Origin of the sequence: Clostridium thailandense, from assembly GCF_019207025.1 — a bacterium.
Classification (GTDB): Bacteria; Bacillota; Clostridia; order Clostridiales; family Clostridiaceae; genus Clostridium_AM; species Clostridium_AM thailandense.
This window is the reverse complement of record NZ_JAEEGC010000164.1, coordinates 21,080-33,557: the sequence shown is the minus strand read 5'-3', so window position 1 is coordinate 33,557 and position 12,478 is coordinate 21,080. Positions and strand designations below refer to the sequence as shown.

Annotated in this window: 10 protein-coding genes and 1 pseudogene; all 11 read left to right on the top strand. The window is 32.1% G+C overall.

Translation table 11 applies throughout. The annotated features are described in order from the left end of the window. Nucleotides 1-423 (top strand): annotated as a pseudogene (locus tag I6U48_RS25405) (NADP-specific glutamate dehydrogenase); the annotation flags it as partial. Between the two features lie 244 nt (nt 424-667). Then, complete coding sequence (locus I6U48_RS25400) at nt 668-2,341, top strand: sigma-54 interaction domain-containing protein (protein WP_218323271.1); 1,674 nt, start codon at nt 668-670, stop codon at nt 2,339-2,341. 254 nt (nt 2,342-2,595) lie between these two features. Then, on the top strand, nt 2,596-3,969 hold the full coding sequence (locus tag I6U48_RS25395; RefSeq protein WP_218323270.1) for an APC family permease: 1,374 nt from the start codon (nt 2,596-2,598) through the stop codon (nt 3,967-3,969). A 371-nt stretch (nt 3,970-4,340) separates the two neighbouring features. Then, nucleotides 4,341-5,099, top strand: coding sequence for a methyltransferase domain-containing protein (locus tag I6U48_RS25390; RefSeq protein WP_218323269.1), 759 nt, complete (start codon nt 4,341-4,343; stop codon nt 5,097-5,099). 97 nt (nt 5,100-5,196) lie between these two features. Further along, on the top strand, nt 5,197-5,955 hold the full coding sequence (locus I6U48_RS25385; RefSeq protein ID WP_218323268.1) for a class I SAM-dependent methyltransferase: 759 nt from the start codon (nt 5,197-5,199) through the stop codon (nt 5,953-5,955). Nucleotides 5,956-5,990: 35 nt separating this feature from the next. Continuing rightward, on the top strand, nt 5,991-6,929 hold the full coding sequence (gene nikB / locus I6U48_RS25380; RefSeq protein ID WP_218323267.1) for a nickel ABC transporter permease: 939 nt from the start codon (nt 5,991-5,993) through the stop codon (nt 6,927-6,929). A gap of 1 nt (nt 6,930) precedes the next feature. Then, nucleotides 6,931-7,764, top strand: coding sequence for a nickel transporter permease (nikC, locus tag I6U48_RS25375; RefSeq protein WP_218323266.1), 834 nt, complete (start codon nt 6,931-6,933; stop codon nt 7,762-7,764). A gap of 139 nt (nt 7,765-7,903) precedes the next feature. Further along, on the top strand, nt 7,904-9,460 hold the full coding sequence (locus I6U48_RS25370) for an ABC transporter substrate-binding protein (protein WP_218323265.1): 1,557 nt from the start codon (nt 7,904-7,906) through the stop codon (nt 9,458-9,460). A gap of 132 nt (nt 9,461-9,592) precedes the next feature. Then, nucleotides 9,593-10,441 (top strand): ABC transporter ATP-binding protein, encoded by an 849-nt coding sequence (locus I6U48_RS25365; protein ID WP_218323264.1) that lies wholly within the window; start codon nt 9,593-9,595, stop codon nt 10,439-10,441. Continuing rightward, a complete protein-coding gene (locus I6U48_RS25360; RefSeq protein WP_218323263.1) occupies nt 10,386-11,342 on the top strand; it encodes an ABC transporter ATP-binding protein in 957 nt (318 codons plus the stop codon). Before I6U48_RS25365 ends, I6U48_RS25360 begins: the two co-directional genes overlap by 56 nt. 40 nt (nt 11,343-11,382) lie before the next feature. Beyond that, the gene (locus I6U48_RS25355) at nt 11,383-12,348 is read left to right on the top strand and encodes a M14 family metallopeptidase (RefSeq protein ID WP_218323262.1); all 966 of its coding nucleotides are present in this window, start codon (nt 11,383-11,385) and stop codon (nt 12,346-12,348) included. Nucleotides 12,349-12,478: the final 130 nt, after the last annotated feature.

Genomic DNA, 12,478 nt, shown 5'->3' with positions numbered 1-12,478 from the left:
AAACCATGGAATGTTAAAGCTAATATCATAATGCCATGTGCAGTACAAAATGATATACAATTAGAACATGCTAAACAAATAGTTGCAAATGGAATCAAATTTGTTTGTGAAGCTGCTAATATGCCATGTACAAATGAAGCAGTAGAATACTTCCAAAAGAATGGAGTAATAGTAGGACCTTCAAAAGCTGCTAATGCAGGTGGAGTTGCTACTTCAGCTCTTGAAATGTCACAAAACAGCATGAGATTATCATGGACAAAAGAAGAAGTAGATGAAAAATTACATGCAATAATGGTTAACATCTACAACAACTGTAAGAAAGCATCAGAAGATTATGGCTTTGGTTATAATCTAGTTGCTGGAGCTAACATAGCTGGATTTGTTAAAGTTGCTGAAGCTATGCATCAACAAGGAAATTACTAATTGAAATAGGATACTTACTCTAAACGTTAACCTGATTGGTACCCCCAAAATATGCTGAGATTTTGGGGGTACTTGGTATATAAGAGAGAAACATATATTTGATAATTTATCATTAAAAATACGACTAAATTTAATGATAGGTATTTAAACAATAGGGTAGAGCTTTATAGGAAGAGTTTTATCATACTAAATTTATTGATTAGCGAATTAATCACAATTAAACAAATAAGAGGAGGAGTTAAAATTGGACAATTTAATGGAATCAATTCCCGTTCCAGCTATACTTTATAAAGTATCAGAGAGACGTATACTTCCTAATGAGAAGGCTCATAAAATTTTAGAAAGTAACTCATCTATTGGAAAAAGCTTAGAAAATATTTTTAAATACTCATCTAAAAAAGATTTTTCGGAATATTTGCAAGACATTTGTATAATTGGTGAAAATGAAAATTTAATATTTTTTTATTATCTTGAATTTAGTAATTCAGATGAATATCATATAATTATTATCCAGGATATAAGTATGTCTTTAATGGAAACTATAAAGACTAAAAGTGACAATATATTAAAGCCTATGAAAAGCATTGATGAGGCAGATATTCTTGTAACCGATGGAAAAGGTGTTATTTTAAGTATAAGCAATTTTTTTGAAAAGTTTTACAATGTAGAAAGTGAAGAGTTACTAGGAAAAAGTGTTTTTGAATTAGAGAAGTTAGGCATATTTTCTCCTTCTGCTACTATTAAGGTCTTGAAAACTGAGCAAAGAATTACAATGCTCCAAAAAAATAAATTGAATCATGAGATTTTAGTAACTGCTATTCCAATTAAAGATAACAAGGAACATATTTCAAAAGTTGTGTGTTTTTCCTATGATATTACAGATTTCTTTAAGATAAAAAAACAATTCAATGTTTTAAAGAAGAAAGTAGAAAATTATTATACAGAAAATCTAGAACGGTTAGAAAAAAAAGAAATTGATTACCCTAATACAATAGGAAAAAGCAAAGAAATGCAAAAAATATTTAAACTTATTACTAAAGTAGCTGATTTTGATATAAATATTTTACTTACAGGAGAATCTGGTGTTGGAAAAAGCTATTTTGCTAAGCTAATTCACCGTATAAGTAAAAGAGGAAAAGAAGCTTTTATGGAACTTAATTGTGGTGCAATACCAGAACAACTTTTAGAATCGGAGTTATTTGGATATGAAGGAGGCTCTTTTACTGGAGCTAAAAAAGAAGGAAAACCAGGATTAATAGAGTTAGCACATAATGGTACTCTTTTTTTGGATGAAATTGGTGAGATGCCTCTAAATTTACAGGTTAAATTGCTTAAAGTAATTCAAGACAAAACATTTAATAGAATTGGAGGAACAAAATCTATTAAAGTAAATTTTCGGCTTGTAACAGCAACAAATAGGAATCTAAAAAGCTTAATTGAACAAAAAAAATTCAGAGAGGATCTATTTTATAGGTTAGATGTAGTGAGTATAAATATTCCTCCACTTAGGGAGAGAAAAGAAGATATATATATTTTAATTTCACATTTTGTAAATAACTTTAACGATAAATATAATTTGAATAGAAGCTTATCACAACTAGCAATTGAGATGCTGGTAAACTATGATTGGATTGGAAACATAAGAGAACTAGAAAATATGATTGAAAGAGTTCTTTTAATCTCAGATAATGATGTTATAAGTGAAGAACTTTTACCAGAAGCTATTAGAAATATTAATAAAAAAGTTTTTAATGAAGAAAATATTACACTGCAGGAAAAACTTGACAATTATGAGGAAAAGTTGATCTTGAAAGCCTTTGAAAAGCATAAAACTACTGTAGGTGTGGCTAAAGCTTTAGGCATTAGTCAACCTACAGCAGTTAGAAAAATAAAAAAATATATAAATAATTATTCATAAATGAATATAGGAATTTATAAATGAATAGTATGTCATACTCATCTTTGAGGAAAGAGTATCTATATTTTATTCAAAATTGAATTGAGTTGAGGACTATATATATTATGTACAAGAGCAAATGCCTTATTACAAGGCATTGTTTTTTTGGCACAACTTTTGCTGTATATAGTTAAGAATGCATTCAAATAGCAGAACATATCAAATAGCTGACTTGTAGAATAAATATTTAGAAATTTCTGAAAGGAGTAATAAAAATGACTGAGACAAATTTAAATACTAGTGCTGAATCTCACTTGAAACGCGTATTACCCCTTAGTTCTTTAATCTTTTATGGATTAGCCTTTATGATACCACTTACAATTTTTACAACCTATGGTCTCGCTTCAGTGGCCACTCATGGAATGATATCACTTACGTATACAATTGCAACTATAGCAATGGGATTTACAGCATTTAGCTACTCAAGAATGGTTAAAGCATTTCCAGTAGCAGGAGCAGCTTATTCCTATGTAACTAAATCTATGAATCCGTATATTGGCTTCTTTACAGGTTGGGTAATTTTACTTGGATATATTGTTTTACCTATGTTAAATTACGTTGTAATGGGAATTTATTTTAATGCATTGATTCCAGCAATTCCGGCAAATCTATTCATTGTAGTAGCTGTAATAGCTATCGCACTAGTTAACCATTTTGGCATTGAGCTTGCGTCAGTTGTAAATAACACAATAGTATGGTTACAATTTATATTTTTAGCTGTATTGTTAGTGCTCATCGTTAAGTTTCTTTTAGGCGGTGGTGGAGCTGGCACATTAGTTGATTCTACTGCGTATTTTAATCCGATAGAGTTTAATAAACCAGGAGTAGGGATATCAGCTATATTAACAGGTGCATCAATTTTAGCGCTTTCTTATCTTGGATTTGATGCTATCTCAACATTGAGCGAAGAAGCAATTAATCCTGAAAAAAATGTTGGAAAAGCTATTTTAATCGCTTGTATTGGAGCAGGAATAGGATTTGTAGTTGTAACTTATTTCTTAATACTTTGTTGGCCACAGGCATTTGCTCAAATAGTTAATGAAGAATCAGCATCAGTTGAAGTGCTAAAGAGGATTTATAGTGCGAAATGGTTACAGATTTTCTTTACTGCTACTTTCGGTGCAGGACTTTTAGCATCATCACTTGCAGGTGTTACTTCTGCTTCAAGAGTACTTTATGGAATGGGAAGAGACGGAATTTTACCTCACGCAATATTTGGAAAATTACATGCCAAATATAAAACTCCAACTTATAGTATTATAATCATTAGTACAATTGGTTTGCTAGCAATGGTTGTTCCGCTTGCAACTGCTAATGGAGTATTAAACTTTGGTGCACTGCTTGCATTTGTAATGGTTAATTTATCAGTTATTGCTTGGTATTTTGTTAAACAGAAGAGGAGAGGCGGAATGGATATTATAAGATATTTAATTGCACCAATTATTGGAGCAATTATAAACCTTGCAATTTGGTCAAAAATTGATCTTAAAGCAATGCTTTTTGGTTTATTTTGGATAATAGTTGGACTAATTTATTTAACTTATAAGACTAAATTCTTCAAGGAATTGCCTCCAGAAATGGGCGTATGATATTTATAACTTAATTGTAAACGTATATAATTAAAATCCTTTGTTTGTAATAAATTTTAAAATTAAAAAGGAAATACTTAAGAATGACCTTCCTTCTACTTAAGTATTTTCTTTATTTATTAGTTTTTCATTATTTCTTAAAGGAAATAATGGAGAAGTTTAAAGGTATCAATTATTGAAAAATAAAAAATTCATAGGGTAAAAGAAAAGTCTCAAAATGATAAAGAAAATAAATGAAATATCGTTTTGAGACTAAAAATTTATCAATTTGAGACTAAAGCTTGAAAAACAACCTGATTTCAAGCTTTTTTCAATTGGCACGAGAAATGCTCTTAATAATATTAAAGTGTATAATATGGAGGTTTTAAACTATGGAAGCAGTTTTAGAAAAAGTGGAACAATATTGGAGTAAGAGATCAGACGGTTATTGTGAAGTCAATTTGCAGGAATTATATAGTTTTAAAAGAGAAGCATGGACAGATTTAATAAATGAATACGCTCCCAAAGTATCAGGAAGAAAACTGAAAGTATTGGATATAGGTACAGGACCAGGGTTCTTTGCAATAATAATGGCAAGCTGTGGATATGAGGTTACTGCCGTTGATTATACAGATGCTATGCTTCAAAAAGCTAAAAAAAATGCTGGTATATATAAAAATAATATTAATTTTAAAAGAATGGATGCACATGACCTAGAATTTGAAGATAACACCTTTGATTTAATAGTTACTCGTAATCTTACTTGGAATCTACAAAAACCTAGTGAGGCATATAGAGAATGGCATAGGGTATTAGCTAAAGGCGGCAGATTATTAAATTTTGATGCTAACTGGTATTTACATTTACATGATAGCGAAAAAAGAAAAGAATATGAAAGGGATAGGGAAAATACTTTAGAAAAAGGTTTTGAAGATCACTATACTTGTACTGATATAAATGCAATGGAGGATATAGCAAGAAATTTACCTTTAAGTAAAATATGTAGACCTGAATGGGATGCAAAAGAGCTGCTTAGTATTGGTTTTAAAAAGGTAATGATGGAGATGGAAATAGGAAATAGAGTGTGGGATGAAGTTGAAAGAGTTAATTATGGTTCTACACCCATGTTTATGATTGCTGGAGAGAAATAAGAATCAAACAATATTGGTATCAAAGGTTGATGAGTATAGGTATTAAAGGAATGATTGAAGAGAACATTTTAATTAATAAATATGGAGGGATTAGATTATGGAAGCAGTTTTAGAAAAAGTGGAACAATATTGGAGCAAGAGGTCCGATGGTTATTGTGAAACTAATTTACAGGAATTATGCAGCTTTAAAAGAGAAGCATGGACAAACTTAATAAATAAGTATGCGCCAAAAGTGTCAGGAAGAAAATTAAAGGTGTTAGATATAGGTACAGGACCAGGGTTCTTTGCAATAATAATGGCAAGTTGTGGATACGAAGTTACTGCTGTTGATTACACAGATGCTATGCTCCAAAAAGCTAAAAATAATGCTGCTATATATAAAAATAATATTACTTTTAAAAGAATGGATGCACATAATTTAGAATTTGAGGATAACAGTTTTGATTTGATAGTTACCCGTAATATTACATGGAATCTTCAAAATCCAAGTGAGGCTTACAAAGAGTGGCATAGAGTATTAGCTGATGGTGGAAGATTATTAAATTTTGATGCTAATTGGTATTTATATTTATATGATGTTGAAAAAAGAAAAGAATACGAAAAGGATAGGGAAAATACATTAAAAAGGGGCTTTGATGATCATTACAAAGGTAATAATACAAAGATAATGGAGGATATAGCAAGAAATTTACCTTTAAGCAAAATATGTAGACCACAGTGGGATGCAAAGGAACTACTTGATATTGGATTTAAAAAGGTAATGGTGGAGATGGAAATAGGAAATAGAGTATGGGATGAAGTTGAAAAAGTTAGTTATGCTTCTACACCTATGTTTATGGTTTGTGGAGAAAAATAATTTTAAGAAATTTATAGAGAGGATGATAAAAAAAGTTGCAGAAATACATTATAAAAAGGTTAATACAATTAATCCCTGTTTTACTGGGGATTACTTTTTTAACCTTTGCACTTACATATTTTTCTCCTGGTGACCCTGCTGCTATGATGCTTAGCGCCACAGGCATAGCACCTTCTCCAGAACTCGTAGAAAAAGTTAGAGAAGATATGGGCCTAAATAAACCTTTTTTAATTCAATATTTGCATTGGCTAGGTGGAGTGTTAAAAGGAGACTTTGGTAATTCTTATAAGTACAGCAAACCTGTGTTGGATTTAATAATGACAAGTTTGCCAGCTACCTTTAAACTTGCAGGTGTATCACTAGTTGGTATGATGCTTATAGCATTACCCTTAGGTATCACATCTGCAATACATAAAAATAAGGTATTAGATTACATAATCAGATTTATATCATTTTTGGGAATATCTATGCCAAACTTTTGGATTGGATTGGCATTGATGTATATGTTTTCTATTAAGTTTAAGGTACTTCCAGTCATGGGCGACAGTGGATGGAAGAGTATTGTATTGCCTGCAGTTACGCTGATTATTGCAATGGCCTCTAAATACACAAGACAGCTTAGGGCAGCCATATTAGAAGAAATATCTCAAGATTATGTAATTGGGGCCAGGGCAAGAGGAGTTAAAGAAAAAGCAATACTGCTTGGGCATGTTTTAAAGAGTTCATTATTGTCCATTATAACTTTACTAGGTATATCTTTAGGGTCACTGCTTGGAGGAGTAGTTATAGTTGAAACTATTTTCTCATGGCCAGGAGTTGGAAAATTGGCTATAGAAGCTATATTCAGTAGAGACTATCCATTAATACAGGGTTATGTCGTATGGATGACCTTGATTTATGTATTGGTTAATATGATGGTGGATATTTCTTACTGCTTTTTAGACCCAAGGATTCGTTTAGAAAAGAGGTCTTGATATGGAAAGTTTTATTTCATTTATAAAGAAAAATAAATTATTTACTTTTTTATGTATGATAGCATTGCTTTTAATTTTAATATGTGTATTTGTGCCATATATAGCACCTAATGATCCGCTTAAAACAAATATGGCAAATTCACTTCAAGGCAGCAGCAGTAGGTACCCACTGGGTACTGATAATCTTGGAAGATGTTTGCTTTCAAGATTGTTATATGGAGCAGTAACTTCTTTGAAGTTGACTTTTTGGTTAGTTATAACAGTATTTATAGTTGGAACAACAGTTGGCACGATAGCAGGATATTTTGGAGGAATAGCAGATACTATTATAATGAGACTCTCAGATATTTTCCTTGCTTTTCCAAGCATTATCTTTGCAATTGCAATTGTGGGAATTCTTGGTGCTAGTTCAGTAAACACTGTCATGGCCTTGCTTGTAGTGGACTGGGTTAAATATGCAAGAGTAAGTAAAAGCTTAGTAATATCTATAAAGAAAAAAGATTATATTAAAGCAGCTAAGATGGGAGGTGCTAAAGAATATCAAATAATTTTTAAATACATATTGCCAAATATAATACCATCTCTTGTGGTAATGGCTACCATGGACCTTGGAACTATGATGCTTCAAATATCTTCCCTTTCATTTTTAGGGCTTGGTGCTCAGCCGCCTACTCCAGAGTGGGGGAATATGCTTAATGAAGGTAAGGATTATATGCAGACTTTACCAGGACTTATGATATATCCGGGTGTCGGGATATTTATAACTGTAATGGTATTTAATTTACTAGGGGACAGCATGAGAGATATATTAGATCCAAATGAAGTGGAAACTTGAATCAGATGGGGGTAAACCTCAGATGATTCTTAGTTGAACGAATCCAGGGACATAGCCGCTCTTTACGCATCTGACGATAGGAAGAGGAGTATTAGAGCGGGTAGTCATCGGGCAAAGAATATTAAAGGAGATTATACAGATGAAGATTAAATTAAAAAGAAAATTAGCATTAATATTTTCAACAGTTTTATTATGTACAAGCCTTGCAGCTTGTAAAGGAGGAAATTCCGCTGAGAAGAGCAGCAGTGAAAAGCCAAAAAGTATTACCTTTGGCTTAAATAATTTCCCCACTAATTTAGATCCAGCTATTGAATTTAATGGTTGGTTTCCCTCAAGATTTGGTGTAGGTGAGACTTTAGTTAAATTGAATACTGAGATGAAAGTAGAACCACTTCTTGCTGATTCATGGAAAAGAGTAGATGATTTAACATGGAAATTCCACATTAGAGAAGGAGTTAAGTTCCATAATGGAAAACCAGTTACTGCTGAAGCTGTAAAAGCATCTCTTGAAAGAGCATTAAAACTAAATAAAAGAACCAGTGAAGTGTTGCTTGCGGATACCATAACTGCAAATGGACAAGAACTTACATTAAAAACTAAAAAACCACATGAAGCTCTTTTAGGGAATATTGCAGATCCTCTTACTACAATAGTTGATACTAGCCAATCTGAAGATAGCTTTGCTAAAGCTCCTATATGCACTGGACCTTTTAAAGTTAAATCCTATACTGCAAATTCAACGGTTGTAGTAGAAAAGAATAAAGATTATTGGGGAGATAAAGCCAAGGTAGATGAGGCAACTTTTAAATACATTAAAGATGATAATACCCGTGCAATGGCACTGCAGTCTGGTGAGATTGATGCTGCAACTAACATTCCAAGTAACAACCTCGCATTATTTGCAGATAAGTCTAAATATAATACAGATAAAATTTCAAGTTTAAGAATAATTATGTCCTATGAAAATTTTAATAATGAGTTTTTAAAAGATCCAGCAGTACGTAAAGCTATATCTTTAGGGATTGATAGAGATACTTATGGTAAAACACTTCTGAAAGGTAGTTCTGTAGCTGCAATTGGACCTTTCCCAGGTTCATTACCATTTGGAAATAAGAATCTTACAGGCTATAAATATGATAAGGCAGCAGCAGCTAAGCTTTTAAGTGATGCAGGTTATAAAGATACAGATGGCGATGGTATATTAGAAAAGAATGGTAAAAAATTAGCATTAAATTTAGCATTCTATACAACTCGTTCAGAGTTACCTATACTTGGAGAAGCAATGCAAGCGCAGCTTAAAGAAATAGGTATAAGCACTAAGCTACAATCTTATGAATCTGTCGCTCAAGTTTTAAAAAGTAAGAATTTTGATCTTTGTTTATTAAGTGTAAATACAGCAGTAACAGGAGATCCTCAATCTTTCCTACAAACATATTTTAAAACTGGAGCAAGTGAAAATTATGGAGGATATAGTAATCCAGAAGTTGATGCTCTAATTGATAAATTAGCAACAGAACAAAATATTGATGCAAGATATGATGTTGCTACAAAGGTACAACAGAAACTGATAGATGATAATGCATATACGTTCATTGTGTCACCAATGCTTAATATAATTAGTAAAAATACTGTTAGTGGATTAAAAATGTATCCTCTTGACTATTATATTTTAGATAATAAGGTAAGTATTAAATAACAGAAATAGGTCAATGTGAATTTTAGTATCCATAAGATACAAATAATTAATCACTACTTATGATACAGTAAATTCATAAGTAGTGTTTTTTATTTTTGATTATACAATATTAGATAATAAGGTGAGTATAAAATGATGAATGAAAATATTTTAAGTATAAACAATGTATCTATAAAATATAGTGGGCAAGAACCTACTGTGAAAAACATAAATATGTCAGTTAATAGCAAAGAAATAATAGGAATAGTAGGTGAAAGTGGTAGTGGAAAATCAACACTTATACGTGCTATATTAGGTCTTTTGCCTAAAGGAGCTTCTATTTGCTCAGGAGATATAATTTTTAAAGATAAAAATCTTCTCAAGTATTCTAAAAAAGAATGGCAAGAAATACGTGGCAATAGAATGGCAATGATATTTCAGAATGCAGGAGGGTCATTAACTCCTATTAAAAAGATTGGTGACCAATTTATTGAAAGTATAAGAAGTCATTCTAGTATTACAAAAGCTGATGCATACGAGAAAGCTATCCATATGCTTGGAAAAATGCGCTTGCCTGATGCAAAGCGTATAATGAATTCCTATCCTTTTGAATTGAGTGGAGGTATGAAGCAAAGGGCAGCTATAGCCATGGCGATGACTATGGAACCTGAAATTTTATTAGCTGATGAACCAACTAGTGCTCTCGATGTAACAGTACAGGCACAAGTGGTTAGACAGATGATGGAGCTTAGAAATAATTTTAATACAAGCATAATAATAGTTACTCATAATATGGGAGTAGCATCCTATATGTGTGACAAAATAGGAGTAATGCAGCAGGGGGAATTAATTGAATGGGGAACTAAAGAACAGGTGATAGATAATCCTAAATGTGAATACACTAAAAAGTTGTTAGCAGCAATACCTGAATTGGAGGGAAGTAATCTTGCTTCAAGAGAAAGAACCGATATTGAAGATAAAGAATGTTACGAAGCAGTTTGATTTAGAAAAAGGGAAAAAATTAACTGCAGTGGATAATGTAAGTTTAGAATTACATTCTGGAGAATGTTTAGGAATAGTTGGAGAAAGTGGTTGTGGTAAAAGTACTTTGGCAAATATAATTACCAATTTAGAAACTTTAAACTCAGGAAATATTATTTATAATAATGAAGAGATTTCTAATTTAAGTGGGGAAAAGCTTAGACAAAACCGAAGAAAATTACAGATGATATTTCAGGATCCTTCTGAATCCTTTAATCCACGTATAAGGATTGGAGAAATCATAAATGAGCCACTTTTAAATTTTAAACTTATGAATAAAACAGAAGCCAAGATAGAAACAATAAAACTTCTGCAAATGGTGGGATTAAATGAGGAATTTATGAGTAGATATCCCCATCAATTAAGTGGAGGACAAAAGCAGAGAGTTGCAATAGCAAGAGCATTATCTTTATCACCTGAAATCATAGTATGTGATGAAGCTACTTCTGCACTGGATGTTTCAATACAGGAACAGGTGATAAATCTTCTTGTAGACTTGCAGAAAAAGAAAGGATTGTCCTATATATTTATTGGTCATGATTTGGCAGTAGTCAGAAATATCAGTCATAGAATTGTGGTAATGTATCTTGGAAGAATTGTTGAAGTAGTTGATAGTAGTAAGCTTACTGAAGCTTCAGCTCATCCCTATACAAAGGCATTACTGGCATCGGTTTTCTCTGTTAAAGGAAGAAATGACACTGAAATAGAGATAATAGAAGGAGAACCACCAAGTCCATCTGATGTACCACCAGGATGTAGTTTTAATTCTAGATGTGCAAAGTGTAAGGATATATGTTTTAAGGAAAAGCCTGAGTTAAAAGAAATAGGAAAAAATCATTTAGTGGCTTGTCATTTGTATTAGTTAAGCATATACATGCTAGAGGAGAAAGGAGTATTGATTGATGCAAACAGTAAAAGTAGGAAATATGTCTGCTAGAACTGGAGAAAAGGTATCAGGATATGTACAAGTTAAGGGAATGGATATAGAACTTCCTGTTACCATTATTTGTGGAGACAAGGAAGGGAAAACAGTGTTCATTTCAGGAGGCGTACATAATGCTGAATATGTAGGAATTCAAACAGCAATTGAAATAGCTAGTGAAATTTCTCCATCCCAATTGACAGGAAATCTTATTATATTACATCTTATGAATCGAACTGGATTTGAACATAGAACTATGAGTCTAGTTTATGAAGATGGTAAAAATCTAAATAGAGAGTTTCCAGGAAGTGAGCAAGGAACAGTGGCAGATAAAATCTGCCATACAGTTGTGACAGAATTCCAAAGGAATGCAGACTATTATATTGATCTCCACTGTGGAGATGGATATGAAGAGTTGATACCTTATGTATATTGTGTAGGGGTAGCTGATCCAGAAGTAGCTCACAAGTCAAGGGAGATGGCTGAAATGGTAAATGTTGCTTATCTGGTACAATCTCCTTGTGGCAGTGGAGGGGCTTATAATTATGCAGGTTCCTGTGGAATTCCTAGTATTCTAATTGAAAGAGGATGTATGGGGCGTTGGTCAAAAGAAGAAGTTAAACTAGGAAAAGAGGATATTAGAAATGTCTTACGCTATTTGGGAGTATTAGAGGGAGACGTTTCTGAAAGAACTTATCATCCTGTTGATGTGGGAATTGTCATTTATAAAAATGCTGCACATACAGGCTGCTGGTATCCAACCAAAAGAGCAGGGGATACTTTTAAAAAGGGAGAGATATTAGGTCAAGTTAAGGATTATTTTGGCAATGTATTGGAAAGTTGTATTGCTGAAATGGATGGAATATTACTTTATCATGTTGGCAGTTTGTGTGTTATTAAGGGTGGCTCCATGGTGGCCTATGGGGAAAATGTAAATCAGCAATAGCTTGATAAGCTAAATATTTTTTTACTTAGGAGGAAATCATTTGTGTGGTTTCTCCTTTTATAGTATGTTTAAATACATAATCTTTAATATAGAGAAAATAGAAATATGATAGTTTTAAAATGATAAGAGT